Annotated in this window: 11 protein-coding genes; 2 read left to right on the top strand and 9 right to left on the bottom strand. The window is 65.9% G+C overall.

Annotated elements, in window-relative coordinates:
* Nucleotides 1-182 precede the first annotated feature (182 nt).
* Nucleotides 183-1142, bottom strand: coding sequence for a LysR family transcriptional regulator (locus HOP59_RS14535; RefSeq protein WP_234254435.1), 960 nt, complete (start codon nucleotides 1140-1142; stop codon nucleotides 183-185).
* Between the two features lie 107 nt (nucleotides 1143-1249).
* On the opposite strand from HOP59_RS14535, the gene HOP59_RS14530 reads away from it, so the two are divergent.
* Entirely contained in the window at nucleotides 1250-2050 is an 801-nt protein-coding gene (locus HOP59_RS14530) for a TraX family protein (protein ID WP_234254434.1), read from the top strand.
* Between the two features lie 16 nt (nucleotides 2051-2066).
* Here the strand turns inward: HOP59_RS14530 and HOP59_RS14525 are convergent, their stop codons facing one another.
* From HOP59_RS14525 to HOP59_RS14515, 3 genes are all read right to left on the bottom strand, one after another.
* A complete protein-coding gene (locus tag HOP59_RS14525) occupies nucleotides 2067-4418 on the bottom strand; it encodes a putative bifunctional diguanylate cyclase/phosphodiesterase (protein ID WP_234254433.1) in 2352 nt (783 codons plus the stop codon).
* A gap of 127 nt (nucleotides 4419-4545) precedes the next feature.
* Nucleotides 4546-5379: a cytochrome b5 domain-containing protein gene (locus tag HOP59_RS14520; RefSeq protein ID WP_234254432.1), complete on the bottom strand. Its 834-nt coding sequence runs from the start codon at nucleotides 5377-5379 to the stop codon at nucleotides 4546-4548.
* Nucleotides 5376-6668: a ferredoxin reductase family protein gene (locus HOP59_RS14515; protein ID WP_234254431.1), complete on the bottom strand. Its 1293-nt coding sequence runs from the start codon at nucleotides 6666-6668 to the stop codon at nucleotides 5376-5378. The genes HOP59_RS14520 and HOP59_RS14515 overlap by 4 nt, the downstream gene beginning before the upstream one ends.
* 252 nt (nucleotides 6669-6920) lie before the next feature.
* On the opposite strand from HOP59_RS14515, the gene HOP59_RS14510 reads away from it, so the two are divergent.
* Nucleotides 6921-8936: a PhoX family protein gene (locus tag HOP59_RS14510; protein WP_234254430.1), complete on the top strand. Its 2016-nt coding sequence runs from the start codon at nucleotides 6921-6923 to the stop codon at nucleotides 8934-8936.
* Nucleotides 8937-9000: 64 nt separating this feature from the next.
* On the opposite strand, the gene HOP59_RS14505 is transcribed toward HOP59_RS14510, so the two are convergent.
* The 5 genes from HOP59_RS14505 to HOP59_RS14485 all read right to left on the bottom strand — a co-directional run bounded on the left by HOP59_RS14505 (nucleotide 9001) and on the right by HOP59_RS14485 (nucleotide 14335).
* Nucleotides 9001-10140, bottom strand: coding sequence for a 5-(carboxyamino)imidazole ribonucleotide synthase (locus tag HOP59_RS14505; RefSeq protein ID WP_234254429.1), 1140 nt, complete (start codon nucleotides 10138-10140; stop codon nucleotides 9001-9003).
* A 40-nt stretch (nucleotides 10141-10180) separates the two neighbouring features.
* Complete coding sequence (gene purE, locus HOP59_RS14500; protein WP_234254428.1) at nucleotides 10181-10690, bottom strand: 5-(carboxyamino)imidazole ribonucleotide mutase; 510 nt, start codon at nucleotides 10688-10690, stop codon at nucleotides 10181-10183.
* A gap of 120 nt (nucleotides 10691-10810) precedes the next feature.
* Nucleotides 10811-12832 carry a TRAP transporter permease gene (locus HOP59_RS14495; protein WP_234254427.1) on the bottom strand — a complete coding sequence of 674 codons (2022 nt, stop codon included), beginning with the start codon at nucleotides 12830-12832 and terminating at the stop codon, nucleotides 10811-10813.
* A 9-nt stretch (nucleotides 12833-12841) separates the two neighbouring features.
* The gene (locus HOP59_RS14490) at nucleotides 12842-13294 is read right to left on the bottom strand and encodes a DUF1850 domain-containing protein (RefSeq protein WP_103968576.1); all 453 of its coding nucleotides are present in this window, start codon (nucleotides 13292-13294) and stop codon (nucleotides 12842-12844) included.
* An 81-nt stretch (nucleotides 13295-13375) separates the two neighbouring features.
* The gene (locus HOP59_RS14485; protein ID WP_086508323.1) at nucleotides 13376-14335 is read right to left on the bottom strand and encodes a TAXI family TRAP transporter solute-binding subunit; all 960 of its coding nucleotides are present in this window, start codon (nucleotides 14333-14335) and stop codon (nucleotides 13376-13378) included.
* Nucleotides 14336-14340 lie beyond the last annotated feature (5 nt).

Here is a 14340-nt window from a genome sequence, read left to right as displayed (position 1 = left end):
CCTGGTTTCGTCCCGTATCGATGCAGTCTTTGCGCATGTAACGAAAAGGCGCAAAGAGCATCGGCAATCGGGACGACGGCACTATGGGTAAAATCGATAGTGCCCCGTGACGCAGCAGACGCGACGGCCGATGCACGCGTTCGACGCAACGCAGCGATTCGCTCACGCAGGCATTTGTGCACTTAGGGCTGGACGGAAACCTCGGGCGCCAGCCAGGGCAGCACCCGCTCCAGTTGGGTACGGAAACGCTGCTCCAACAGGCGACGGCTGTCGCGGGCCAGCAGCGCTGGCAGCTCACCCAGCTCGTCGCGCCTCGCCACCAGGGTCAGTTCCCGGGTCAGCGGCGCCAGCGGTAGCGGCGCCACGGTGACCTGCAGGCTGTCGAGTCCGGCCTGATAGAGACACAGCGGCGTGGTGATGGTCCAGCCCGCGCCGGCACTGACCAGGCGCAGCACGGCGAAGGTGTTGTCGAGATGCAGCCGGGCCGGCAGCTCCAGCTGATTAAGGCGCAGATGACGCTCGATGGCCTGTCCGATCAGCGACTGCGGCGTATAGCGCACGAAGTCCAGATGACGGGCCAGCCAGCGCAGGTTGTCCAGCGGGCCGCTCCAACTGAGCGGCACCACCAGCACGAAGGGCTCGCGCAGCAGGGCGTGGCGCTCCAGGCCATCGTAGTTCTCCAGGCGGTCATCGGAAATGATGATATCCACATGGCGCGTGAGCAGGGAGTGGCCGTGCATGTGCGACAACCCCGTGGTCAGGGTATAGTCGCGGGTGTAGCGGCGGATCAGTTCGATCAGGGGCTGGCCCACGGCGGTGGCCAGCGAGTCGACCAGTGCCAGACGCACCTGATGCAGCTGACCGAAACCGCCGCTGACCAGTTCGCGGCGGGTGCTGCGCGCCTCGTCGAGCAGGCGCTTGGCACGGTCGTAGAAGAAGCGCCCTGCGCTGGTCGGCTCGAGGGGGCGGGTGTGGCGCTTGAACAGCGACACGCCCATGCTCTCCTCCAGATTGGCCAGACTCTGCGATACCGAGGACTGCTTGAGCCCCAGCCGCCGAGCCGCCGCACTCTGGCTGCCCTGCTCCAGGGTCTCGACGAAGATCTCCATGCTGCGAAGATCGAAACCGAAGCCGCTGCGCATTGCCGTGATTCTCCCTACTGCCCCTGCCTGGTGCGGAACTCCAGCGGTGCGGCCCGGTCACAGGGGGTTGTTATAATGAGAGTTTCATTGCCGACAAGGAGGTCAGGATGACCGCACAGGCCGCTTCCAGCACGGCGCCGGATCGCCCCATCTCCACCTGGACGGGCTGGGGGCAGTGGCTGGCTCTTGCCACCATGACCGTCGATCACCTGACCCGCTACGTCTTCCCCAGTGCCTGGGAGCTCGGCTGGGCCGGCTCATCCATCGGCCGTATCGCCTTTCCACTGTTCGCTGCCATGGTCGCCTGGCATGGTCTGTTCAATACCCGTAACCCGCTACGTTACGCACGGCGCATCCTGATCATCGGCATCGCTGCCCAATTGCCCTACATGATGATGCCGCGGGCCTCGGATGCCTTCATCCTGAATGTCTGCTTCACCCTGGCGCTGGGGCTGGCCTGGGGCGCCTGGCTACGCGATCTGCTCGCACGCCACCGCAGCGGCAGTCTGGGCAGCGTCTGGTTAGGGGCCGCAGTGGCCGCCACCCTGGCGCTCTGGTATCTGCTAGGCGGCTGGGTCGAATACGGCCACCGCGGCCTGCTGCTGATCCCCTTGTTCATGCTCGCCATGCATCATTTGCATGGTGCCGGGGAAAGCCTGGTCGAACGCCTGCAGGCGGTAGCGCTGGCGGCGCCGGTGCTGATCGTAGCGGGCCTGATGAACAGCTCCGACATGGCCAAGTCGTTCACCGTGGCCACCTGCCTCGCCGTGCTGTGGCTTGCCGCCGGTGCCCATCGCCTGACGCCCGACGTGCCCCTCGCCATGCCCCGTCGCCTATGGCTGACCTGGTATCCGGGCCACTTCGCCCTGATCGCACTGTGGCTCTGGGCCAGCGGCGCGCTGGGCTGAGCCGGCCATTCAGAGCCTAGCCCTCGCCGACCTCGGTCTCGACTTCACTGCCGGTCAGCAGCTCCTCGAACGCCTCGACGCTCATGGGCTGGTAGAAAAGGTAGCCTTGGAACAGGCGGCAGCCCCGAGCCAGCAGGTACTCCTGCTGCGCCCGATTCTCAACCCCTTCCGCCACCACGTCGATGCCGAGATGCTGGGCCATGGCCAGCACCGTTTCCACGATGGCGGCATCGTTGCCGTCGGTATCGAGGTTGCTGACGAAACTGCGGTCGATCTTGAGCTCGTCCAGCGGCAGCGACTTCAGATAGGCAAGTGAAGAAAAGCCGGTACCGAAATCGTCCAGCGCCAGCTTGACCCCTAGTCGCTTGAGCGCCCGCATACGCTCGACGGCATCCTGCAGCCCGTCGATCATGATGCTCTCGGTCAGCTCCACCATCAGCCGCGCCGGGTCGATGCCGTGGGTGCCCGTCACCCAGGTGAGCCCCTCGACGAAGCCGGGCTGGCTGAAGTGGCGCACGCTGATGTTGACCGACAGGCGTGGAAGAACCGCCACTGGCAGGTGCGCCAACAATTTGCAGCAGCGGTCCAGCATCCAGGTTTCCAGCTCGACGATGAGATCGCTCTCCTCGGCGATGGCGATGAATACCTCGGGCGAAACCGAGCCATGGCGGGGATGCTTCCAGCGCATCAACGCCTCAGCGCCGATGATCCGCTCCTGCTCGTCGAGCTGGGGCTGGAGGGCGATACTCAATTGATCCTCCGACAGGGCGCGGCGCAGCGCCTGCTCCATTTCGAGGCGCCAGCTGAGCTGGGTCTGCATCGCGGGCTCATAGCCACAGATCTGGGCTCGCCCTTTGAGCTTGGCCTGATACATGGCGGTGTCGGCATGGCGCAGCACGTCGCCGACGTCTTCGTCGCCCAGCGGAAAGAGGGTGTAGCCGATACTCGGCGTCACACTGATTCGCTGCCCGCCGAGGTCGTAGGTGCGACGCAGGGTCGACAGCAGGCGTTCGGCCCGGTGCTCGGCCCGCTTCAGCTCCATCTCCCGGTCGGCACTCAGCGCCGGCATTAGCACGACGAATTCGTCGCCGCTGAGCCGCGCTGCCATGGCGTCCTTGTCGATACTCAGCAAGAGCCGCTTGCTCACCTGACGCAGCAGCTCGTCACCCACCGCGTGGCCAAGAGTGTCGTTGATGATCTTGAAGCGGTCCAGGTCGAGGAACAGCACCATGCCGACGCGACCGTCATCGCGCCGGTCACGAATGGTGGAGGCCAGCGTCTCGATCAGCAGGCGGCGATTGGGCAGTTCCGTCAGCGGGTCGAAGTAGGCCTGGCGATGGATGGTCTCCTCGGCCAGCTTGCGCTCGGTGAAGTCTTCGATGATTCCGACCCCGCCCACCACGTCGCCCGACTCGTTGCGCAGCGCGCTGTAGAAGGCTCGCAGCGGCGTCTGCTTGCCGCTGACCACGGCGCGATAGGTACCCTCGAAGTAGCCGGTGCCGCTTTCCAGGGCATCGCGTATCGCGCCGCTCACACGCTCGTCGTTCAGTTGGGTCAGCAGGTTCAATCCCAGCAGCCGTTGCCGGCTGGTGCCGAGGATGTCGAGACACATCTCGTTGCAGTCCACTACTTGCCCTTCGCGGTCGAAATGCATGACGCCGAGCGGGGTGTGGCGGAAGATGGCGCGATAGCGCGCCTCGCTGACGCGCAGCTGCTGTTCGCGGGAGGAGACGATCAGACGCAGGGCGATGTTGTCGGTGATGGTGCGATTCAAGCGGCGGCTGGTCACCAGCACCAGCCCCAGAAACAGCACCACCATGGCGGCCAGCAGCCAAGAGAGCGAGGTCCCTTGGAGCAGCAGTTGCCCCAGCAGAGGGAGCATGGTGGGTAGCACGAACAGCGGCGCCATCCAGGCAACCGAGGAGAGCGTGGTCACGCCTCCCGCCGCGATACCGGTCAGCACGATGGCCAGCGCCGCCAGCTGTCCCTGATGCTCGGTGGTAAACATCGTAAGCCCAGCCGCTCCCCAGAGCAGGCCGGCGATACCGGCCCCCCAGGCAAAACGAAACAGCCAGCGGCGGCGCTGCCGATGCCAAGCCGGCTGGCGGTGGTAGAACCAGGCCAGCCACAGGCGCGCTCCCGACACCACCGCCAGCGCGGCGAACCAGCCCAGGAGGATGCCGGGCGACATGATCGACCACATGGCGGCCACCAGCAGCGAGGCCGCCAGCACGCTCGCCAGGACCGGCTGCCACAAACGCTCATACAGCAGGTGCACCTGCTCGTGGGCCAACCGGCGCCGATGGGAGATGTCCGTTAGCGGCGCGCCATCGAGTTCGCGGTGCTCATCCTGAAGCGGGAGAGGCATGCAAGGGTCCGAGAGTGTAATTGTTAGACCGAGCTATATTTACTTGATACCGCCGCCATTAGCGAGCCATCCCCCTCAACGCAAGCCGCCGCCAGCACAGGCGGCGGCCCCACCTCCGCCGCACCTGCTAGGGCCAGGCATAGACACCGCGGTTCAAGGCATCACGAATGGCCGAGATCACCTTGGCACCACGCAGGGTCGCTCCGCTGTAGCCATCGATGTCATCCACCAGCGACTCGGGCTCGTAGAGAGCGAAAATCCGGGTGACCGGTGCGCCCTCCAGACGCTCGGCTATCTGACGATGCTGCAGCATGACCGGATACAGCTCATCGCCCTCTTCCAAGGCCAGATAATCCACCCCACGGTAAGCCAGGTGGCGATAGGCCAGCGATTCGATGTGGCCATCGCGCAGATCGAACGTGACGTTGACCTGAATGCTGCCCCGGTCGGTGAAGGCACCGCGATAGTGTCCGTCGAGCGGCAGCCCCAGCAAGGCGCGCGCCAGACGCTCGTCCTGGGCCGGCGACGTCGCTTCTCCGGCCTGCCTCTCCACCACGGCGCCAGCGGGCTCGCCCGCTCCGGGCTCGAGAGGCTCGGCCGTGTCATCCACCAGTCGGCCGATCAGGTAGCGCTCGAGCATCGCCTCGGCCCTGGGGCTGTGGGGTACACCGGGGCGCTTGTTGTCCCAGCCCTCGGTGGACTCCCGTCCGCACCACTCGAGCAGGACCTCTTCCTCGGTGGGATGATCGGGCACGTAGTCGGTGATGTCGTAGACCCGACCATGAATGGCCTTCCAGCAGCTCTCGGCGCTGCCATGTTCGGCCAGCTCCTCCATGGTGATCGACTCCAGGTCGAAGTCCTCGACCGTCTCCCGGTCGCTGCCGGAAAGCGCATTGACGGAGACAAGGGTGAAGAGGCTGGCCACGAAAGCAATGAAGGCGCTGTAAGCGATCTTGTTCATAGGAAATCGAAGACCTCGCTGTGAATGCGTGCAGCGGGAATGCCCTGCTCGATCAATAGCCGCTGCAGATAAGCGTTCATGCCGGGCGGGCCGCAGAGATATATCTCCCGTTCGGCGAAGTCGGGACGGTGCTCACGCAGGAATGCCTCGGTGAGAGGTCCATGATCGCGATGGTAGTGTTGGGTATAGGCGAACCCCTCGACTCGCGCGGCAATCTCGCAGAACTCTTGCCGGTAATAGGCACGATCCGGGTTATTGGCCAGATAGAACAGATGTACGTGCACGTCGGGAACGGATCCGGCACCCAGGTTACGGGCACCGGCAACGAACGGTGTGATACCGATGCCGCCGCCGAGCCAGAGCATGTCGCGCTGCGGGAAGCGCCGCTCGAAGAACTCCCCGTAGGGGCCTTCGATCAATACCCGTGTTTCCGGCATCACAGTCTGCAGGGCGTGGCTGGCATCGCCCAGATCCTTGATACCGATGCGCAGCCGCGAATCCGAGGGCGCCGAGGCGATGGTGTAGGGGTGCTCCTCACCGCGTCCGGCAGCAAGCCGCTCGTCCAGCGGGGTGAGATAGACGAACTGCCCCACCGCATGGCGAATGCCGCTCCCCTCGGGGCGCAGCACCAGCTCGACCACACCGCGGGCCAGTGACACCACCTGCTCGATGCGGTAGGGATGGCGCCGCTGCGGCGCTACGCCCTTGCGCCAGGCAATGGCACCCAGCCCGGCAATGCCGAGCAGCCACCACGGCCAGGCCTCTCCGGCCAGCAGCAAGGCATGCCACAGCCCGAACAGCAGCGCCACCGCCGAAACCAGATGCAGGCGCTTCCAGCGCTGGTAGTGAGGCTTGCCGAAGAAATCGAAGGTCGGCGCCAGGAACACCACCATCGCCACCCAGGCCAGCCAGCCGAGCCATATGGCGCCCTGGGAAGGTGGCGGAAACAGCGTGGCCACCGCAGCATCCAAGGAGGCCGGCACTGCCGCCAGACCCAGCGCCAGTACGTGGACCATGATCAGGATGAACGCCGCGAAACCCAGCCAATGGTGCAGGCGCCAGAGCCGTGCCAGCCCGCCGAAAGGTCTGTCGAAGCCCGGCACCCGGCAGCTCACCAGCCCGGCCAGCAGCATCATGGCCAGCCCCAGGATGCCCGTGACACGACCGACCCAGGTCAACCACAGCTCGGGCGGCCCACTCAGCCCACCCAGACGCGGCAGCGCCACTGCCAATGGCAGCAACAACACCACGATCAAGGCGCTATCGCCCAGTCTCGGCAGTCGTAGCATCGTCCCCCCCGCTAGAATGCTGATATCAGTGTCGCCTAATGGCATCACTCTTCAAGCCCAGACGTAATTTGTTCACGCATGATTGATCCATATCAGGTGGTGTGTTTTAGCGTCATCGAAGCGCCACCAACCCGTCATACCGCTGTAACGCCCAGTCGCCACTCTCTTCGGGCGAAGACCCACTAGCTTCGGGCGAAGACCCACTAGCCTTTGGCAAGCGCCATGCAGCATGCCCCCAGGAGAGACAAATTCATGACTAAGCCTCATCTCCCCGGTCACGTCGACCCCATTCTGGCCGCCGGCGACGAGCCGACGAGCAACGCCTCCGGCAATGCCTATTTCGGTGACATCCTGGCGGCACGCATGAGCCGTCGCACGCTGCTGCGTGGCAGCCTGGCAGCCGCCATCGCCGGCGCCATGGCCACCAGCCTGCCCTTCGGTCGCGCCCTGGCCGCCGGGAGCTCGTCGCCGAGCATCGGCTTCAAGGCGATTCCGATCGGCACCGGCGACAGCGTGGTGGTACCGGAAGGCTACCGGGTACAGTCCTTCATTCCCTGGGGCACGCCGATCAGCGGCAGCATGCCGGCCTTCTCGCTGGACGCCAGCGGCGAAGACCAGGCTCACCAGATCGGCAGTCACCATGACGGCATGCACTTCTTCGCCATCGACGGCAGTTCCCGCGACGGCCTGCTGGTACTCAACCACGAATACGTCGAGCCGCGCTTCCTGCACGCTGCGGCGGCCGGGCTGGCGCTGGACGCCGACGGCTTCCCGCAGCACGAGGACGGTTCCCGCGATGCCGACCAGGTGCGCAAGGAGCTCAACGCCCACGGCGTCTCGGTGGTGCGGGTGCGCCAGGGCGACGACGGCCAGTGGCAGGTGGTGGAGGATCGCCTCAACCGCCGGGTCACCGGCCTCACACCGATGCAGCTGGCCGGGCCGGTGGCAGGCACCGAGCACGTGGTGACGAAGTACAGCCCCGACGGCAGCATGACCCGCGGCACCCTGAACAACTGCGCCCACGGCGTCACCCCGTGGAACACCTACCTGGCCGCCGAAGAGAACTGGGCCGGCTATTTCGCCAACGAAGATGCCGAGATCGACCGTCGCCAGAGCCGCTACGGCATTGCCACCCGCGCCGAGGGCCGTTACCAATGGCACCGTGCCCAGGGCGGCGCCGACGAGTTCGTGCGCTTCGATGCCACTTCCCGTGGCGCCTCGCCCAGCGAGGACTACCGCAACGAACCCCACGCCTTCGGCTACATGGTGGAGGTCGATCCCTTCGATCCGCAGAGCACGCCGGTCAAGCGCACCCACCTGGGCCGTTTCGCCCATGAAGGGGTGATCTTCGCCCCGGCAGTGGAAGGCCAGCCGGTGGTGGCCTACTCCGGCGACGACGCCCGCTTCGAGTACATCTACAAGTTCGTCTCCGCGCGCCCCTATCAGGCCGCCAGCGCCGACGGCTCGCTGCTCGACGAAGGCACGCTCTACGTCGCCAGGTTCAACGACGACGGCAGCGGCGAGTGGCTGGCCTTGGCCCCGGGCCAGAACGGCCTGACGCCGGAGAACGGCTTCGCCGACCTGGCCGACATCCTGGTCAACACCCGCAGCGCGGCCGACCATGTCGGCGCGACCAAGATGGACCGCCCCGAGTGGGGTGCCGTCGACCCCGCCACCGGCCAGGTCTACTTTACTCTGACCAACAACACCCGCCGCAGCGAAGAGCAGGTCGACGCCGCCAACCCCCGTGCCGAGAACCACTTCGGTCACATCATTCGCTGGCAGGAGGACGGCACCCACGCCGCCGAGCGCTTCGCGTGGGATATTTTCGTGCTGGCCGGGGATCAGGAGAGCGGTCGCGACCTGGCCGGTGAGCCGCTGGAACAGGAGACAATCTTCGCCAGCCCCGACGGGCTGTGGATCGATCCGGATCGCCGCGTATGGATCCAGACCGACATCAGCGAGTCGGTGATGAACACCGGTATCCACGAGGTGTTCGGCAACAACCAGATGCTCGTCGCCAACCCCGAGACCGGCGAGATCCGACGCTTCCTCACCGGCCCCATCGGCCAGGAGATCACCGGCGTGATCACCACCCCGGACCAGCGCACCATGTTCGTCAACGTGCAGCACCCCGGCGCCACCACCAGCGCCGAGGCGTTCGCCGCCGGCGAGTCGGTCAGCCACTGGCCGGACGGCGGCAGCGCCATTCCGCGTTCTGCGACGCTGGTGATTACCCGAGAGGACGGCGGTATCATCGGCGCATAAGAGAGAGGCAAAAAAACAGCGGGCCCCGCCAATGGCGGGGCCCGCTGCGTTGCGTCTTGCCGTGTTACAGGTTGCCCTGGCGGAACGCGTCCTCGAAGCTGAAGCGCGCCTCCGGCGCCTCGGGCAGCAGCCAGGCGCAGGCGTGCACTTTCTCCAGCAGTTCGCCGTGGGTCGGTGCCAGCAGGTTGACGTGGGCGAGCTTGCGCCCGGGGCGCTCGCTCTTGTCGTAGCGGTGCAGATGGGCGTCGGAGATGGCGAGTATCGCCGCCGGATCGCCCTCCTGGCCGATCACGTTGATCATGCAGGTCGGCATGCGGGCCGAGGTGTCGCCCAGCGGCAGGCCCTGTATCGCGCGCAGGTGGTTCTCGAACTGGCTGGTCACCGCGCCGTCCATGGTCCAGTGGCCGGAGTTGTGTACGCGGGGCGCCATCTCGTTGGCCAGCAGCTTGCCGTCACGGGTCTGGAACAGCTCCAGGGTCAGCACGCCGACATAGTCGAGCTCGTCGAGCAGCGCACGAATGTAGCCGTCGGCGGTCTGCTGTACTGCCTCGTCGAGGTCCGGCATCGGCGCCAGCGAGTAACGCAGGATGCCGTCCACGTGCAGGTTCTCGGCCATGGGGTAGAAGGCCATCTCGCCCTCGCGGCCGCGCACGGCGATGATCGAGACCTCGCGCACGAAGTCGACGAAGGCCTCGACGATCAGCTTGGGATGATTGATCGAACGCCAGGCCTCGGCCGCCTCGGCCGGGTCGCGCAGCACCGCCTGGCCCTTGCCGTCGTAGCCTTCGGTGACCGACTTGGCCACCACCGGCGTGCCCAGCTCGCGGGCCGCCGCTTCCAGCGCCTCGGCGCTCTCCACGATGCGGTAGGCGGGGGTGGGAATGCCCAGGCGGTCGAACAGCGTCTTCTCCTCGGCGCGGTTCTGGCAGATGCGGATTGCCTCGCTCGAGGGGTAGACCGGTTTGACCTCCTCGATGGCCTGCACCAGCGCCACGGGCAGGTGCTCGAACTCGTAGGTGACCAGGTCGACCTTGGCCAGGAAGTCGTCGAGCAGGTGATGCTGATCGGTATAGATCATCACATCACCGATCCCGGCGCTGGGGTGACCGGTAGTGTCGAGGAAGGTGAAGCGGTTGGCCAGCGGGTAGCCGGCCAGGGCCAGCATGCGGCCGAGCTGGCCGGCACCGAGTACGCCAATATTCATGTCGCAGTCTCCTCTCGCTGGCTCATGCGGGTTCGCCGACTCATTCGTCTGCGGGCCGGGGGTCGGGGTTGTCGAGCACCGTCTGGGTCTGCTCGGCGCGAAACGCCTCCACGGCGGCACGCACCTTGGCATCCTGCAAGCCGACGATCTGCGCCGCCAGCAGGCCGGCATTGGTCGCCCCGGCCTTGCCGATGGCCAGTGTGCCCACGGCGATGCCGCCCGGCATCTGCACGATGGAAAGCAGCGAATCGAGCCCCTTCAGCGCCTTGGACTCCACCGGCACGCCCAGCACCGGCAGCGCCGTCTGCGAGGCCACCATGCCCGGCAGGTGGGCGGCCCCACCGGCACCGGCAACGATCACTTGCAGGCCGCGTTCGGCGGCACTCTTGGCATAGTCGAACAGCAGATCCGGGGTGCGATGCGCCGAGACCACGCGGGTCTCATAGGCCACGCCCAGGCGTTCGAGCATCGCCACGGCGTGCTCCATGACCGGCCAGTCGGATTTCGACCCCATGATCACGCCTACGCGTGGCTGCTCGCTGGATGACATTTTGCGGTTCCCGTGATGAGGCTGGTTGGCGAAGGGCAGGTATTCTAACGGCGCCCGCAGGCGCCGTCATCTTGACCAGTCGGGCAAGCGGCCGCCCGCTCGCGCGGGCGGCCTCCTCAGTCACGTCGTCCCGGCTCCGGCCGAGTGAATTTCACGCCGGCTGGCCAGCCAGTTGGCGCCAATGGCGAGTATCATCACCGCCACCCCCACGGCCTCCACCATGAAGTTGGGATAGAACACCGCCACGATGGCCCCCGAGATGGCGATACGCGGTAGCCACGACATACGTGTGAAGAGATAGCCCTCCAGCGCCGCAGCAAAGGCACCAAGCGCCAATATCGCGATCAGCCCGTTCCAAGCCAGGATGTGCAGCGGGCCGCCCATGATGATCTCCGGATTGAAGACCATGAACATCGGGATCAGATAGAGCCCCTTGGCGAACTTCCACGCCTGCACGCCGGTCGCCATCGGTTTGGAGCCGGCGATCGCCGCCCCGGCGAAGCCGGCCAAGGCTATCGGTGGCGTGACGTTGGAGTCCTGTGAATACCAGAACACCACCAGGTGAGCGATCAGCAGCGGAATGCCGAACTCGGCGGTCAGGGCCGGCCCCACCAGCACGATCAGCACGATGTAACTGGCGGTGACCGGCAGCCCCATGCCCAGGATCAGGCTGGCCAGCAGCACCATCAGCAGCGCCAGCACGATGTTGCCGCCGGAGAAGGCCATCATCATGGCGGAGAACTTGAGCCCCAGGCCGGTGAGCCCCACCACGCCGACGATGATGCCGGCCACGGCACAGGCCAGGGAAACCGACACGGCATTGCGCGCGCCCAGCTCCAGCCCCTCGATCAGCTTGACGAAGCCGGCCCAGATCACGCGTCCGGTGCTGGCCAGGGTGACGGGCTGCCCCTGGCGCGGTGCAACGAAGAAGAACCATATCGTATAGCGCAGCGCGGCCACGGCAACCATGGTCACCACCGCGTAGAAGCCCACCCGCATCGGCGACATGTGCATCGCCAACAGCCACACCAGTACCGCCAGTGGCAGCAGGAAGTGCCAGCCCTCGCGCAGCACGTCGCGCATCTGCGGCAGCTCGCTGCGGGGCAGACCCTGCATGCCCTGCTTGAGAGCGATGATGTGCACGAACAGATAGACGGTGGCGAAATACATGATCGCCGGCAGGATGCTCACCTTGACCACGTCCAGATAGGGCGTATTGGTGTACTCGGCGATCAGGAAGGCACCGGCCCCCATCAAGGGCGGCATGATCTGACCGCCGGTGGAAGCCGCGGCCTCGATGCCGCCGGCCTGGTGCGGCTTGTAGCCCAGACGCTTCATCAAGGGGATGGTGAAGGCGCCGGTGGTCACCACGTTGGCGATGGCGCTGCCGGAGATCGAGCCCATGCCGGCGGAGGCGATGACCGCGGCCTTGGCCGGGCCGCCGCGCTGGCGGCCGGTGGCGGCGTAGGCCATATCGATGAAGAACTTGCCGGCGCCGGTACTCTCGAGAAAGGCGCCGAACAGCACGAAGACGAAGATGAAGGTCGCCGCCACCCCCAGCGGCAGGCCGAAGATGCCCTCCTGGCCCAGGTAGAGCTGCCCCACCACCCGGTCGAGGTTGTAGCCGCGGTGCTCGAGAATGCCGGGCATGAACTGACCCAACCACGGCAGCTCGCCGCGCGGGCCGGCAAAGGCGTAGAGAATGGCGATCGCACCGATGATGGTCATGCCCAGGCCTACCGCACGGCGGCTGGCCTCGAGCACGGTGACCACGGCAATGCAGCCGACGATGATGTCGGTCTGGCTCCAGAACCCGGCGCGGCGGATGATCTCGTCCAGGTAGAGCACCATGTAGCCACCGGTGATCAGGGCCCCGGCGAAGAAGGCCGCATCGATCAGCCAGCCCAGCACACCGCGTTTGCGGTTGGGGCCGAACACCGGAAAGATCAGGAACGCCAGCATCATGATCAGCATCAGGTGAACGCTGCGCTGATAGAACAGCCCCAGCGGCTGGATGCCGGCGGAGTAGAGCTGGAACAACGACAGCCCCACGGCGACCAGGGTGATCAACCACAGGATCGGTCGGGGCTGAATGGCATTGCCACCGGGTACGGTGACGGGCGGGTTGGCAGATTCGCTCATGCGCGCCTCTCAGGGGGTGGAGTCAGGGGTGCGCAGGTGGATCGTCACCCGCTCGCCGGCCGCCAGTTCGCTCAGGCTGATCCGACGTCCCTCATGCAGCAGTCTATGGTCGACTCTGGCAGAGCCGACCCTCAATCGATAGCGGTTGCCGGGCACCGGCTCGTCGATGTCCTCGATCCAATAGCCGCCCTGGCCGTCCGAGACCTGGCGCCCCCGGCCCGGCACGTGGCCAAGTCCAGCGGCGAAGTCCGGCTGGTGGCTACGCTCCAGTACCATGTTCCCTTGGTGATGGCGATAGCAATCCTGCACGCGAATACCGGTCACGGAGTGATTCCACTCCATGCACCAGCGCTCGCCTTCCGGCATCGGCAGCGAGACCAGCGCCTGGCCGTGATCGTCGAGCACTTCCAGATGCGAGGCATCGGCCCAGACCGCCGTGCTCGCGGCACATAGTGTCAGCACGCAGAAAGTCGCCGGCCCGAGGGCTCGGCGACTCCTGCGCAGGTTCGCAGCAAGCATCGTGGATGCCTGACTGAACGAGCCTTACGGACGCTGGTGGTCGGCCACTTCGGCGCCCACTTCCTCATAATAACGCAGCGCGCCATCGTGGAACGGGACCGGAGTGGAGTCGATGCTGAACTCGACGGTGGTATCGTTGGCCGCCGGGTGCACGGCGATCAGCTCGTCGGTGTTCTCGAACAGCAGTTTGGTCAGCTGGTAGGCCAGCTCTTCGTCCATGTCGGCGTTGACGACCAGCACGTTGGGAATGCTGATGGTCTGCACCGCCTCGTCCATGCCGTCGTACATGCCGGCACGCAGCTCATAAGCGGCGAAGGTAGGCTCGACTTCGCGGGCGTTCTCGATCTCCTCCTCACTGAAGCCGACCAGGCGGATGCTACGGGTCGCCGCCAGGTTGAGGATCGAGCTGGTGGGCGGCCCCACGCTCCAGAAGCCGGCGTCGATGTCGCCGTCGCGGATGGCGTCGGCGGTCTCGTTGAAGTTCAGACGCTGCGGGCGGAAATCGTCATAGGTGATGCCGTTGGCTTCCAGCAGGGCGCGAGCGTTGAGCTCGGTACCGCTGCCCGGTGCGCCGACTGAGACGCGCTTGCCACGCAGGTCTTCCAGCGACTGGATGTCGGAATCGGCCAGGGTGACCAGCTGCACGGCGTTGGGGTAGACGGACGCCAGCGCACGGGTGTTCTCGATCTGACGGCCTTCGAAGTCACCGGTGCCGTTGTAGGCCTGGTAGACGGTATCGGCCAGGGCCAGGGCCAGGTCGGCATCGCCGCGCATGATCAGGCCCATGTTCTCTACCGAGGCGCCGGTCACTTCCGCCGTGGCGCTGGCCCCTTCGATATGGTTGTTGATCATCTCGGCGAAGCCGCCGCCGATTGGATAGTACACGCCGCCGGTACCGCCGGTAGCGATGGAAAGCTGCTGAGCGGCAGCCAACGGAGCCGTGGCCATCAGCGAAGCGGCAGCGACATATTTGAGAGCGCGCATGAATC

The organism is Billgrantia aerodenitrificans (genome assembly GCF_021404405.1).
Lineage (GTDB): Bacteria > Pseudomonadota > Gammaproteobacteria > Pseudomonadales > Halomonadaceae > Halomonas > Halomonas aerodenitrificans.
This window is presented reverse-complemented; position numbering and strand designations above follow the sequence as displayed.

Excerpts from the sequence above, each read along its gene's own strand:
- HOP59_RS14535 (WP_234254435.1), bottom strand. The coding sequence starts at position 1,142 with ATGCGCAGCGGCTTCGGTTTCGATCTTCGCAGCATGGAGATCTTCGTC.
- HOP59_RS14530 (WP_234254434.1), top strand. The coding sequence starts at position 1,250 with ATGACCGCACAGGCCGCTTCCAGCACGGCGCCGGATCGCCCCATCTCC.
- HOP59_RS14525 (WP_234254433.1), bottom strand. The coding sequence starts at position 4,418 with ATGCCTCTCCCGCTTCAGGATGAGCACCGCGAACTCGATGGCGCGCCG.
- HOP59_RS14520 (WP_234254432.1), bottom strand. The coding sequence starts at position 5,379 with ATGAACAAGATCGCTTACAGCGCCTTCATTGCTTTCGTGGCCAGCCTC.
- HOP59_RS14515 (WP_234254431.1), bottom strand. The coding sequence starts at position 6,668 with ATGCTACGACTGCCGAGACTGGGCGATAGCGCCTTGATCGTGGTGTTG.
- HOP59_RS14510 (WP_234254430.1), top strand. The coding sequence starts at position 6,921 with ATGACTAAGCCTCATCTCCCCGGTCACGTCGACCCCATTCTGGCCGCC.
- HOP59_RS14505 (WP_234254429.1), bottom strand. The coding sequence starts at position 10,140 with ATGAATATTGGCGTACTCGGTGCCGGCCAGCTCGGCCGCATGCTGGCC.
- purE (WP_234254428.1), bottom strand. The coding sequence starts at position 10,690 with ATGTCATCCAGCGAGCAGCCACGCGTAGGCGTGATCATGGGGTCGAAA.
- HOP59_RS14495 (WP_234254427.1), bottom strand. The coding sequence starts at position 12,832 with ATGAGCGAATCTGCCAACCCGCCCGTCACCGTACCCGGTGGCAATGCC.
- HOP59_RS14485 (WP_086508323.1), bottom strand. The coding sequence starts at position 14,335 with ATGCGCGCTCTCAAATATGTCGCTGCCGCTTCGCTGATGGCCACGGCT.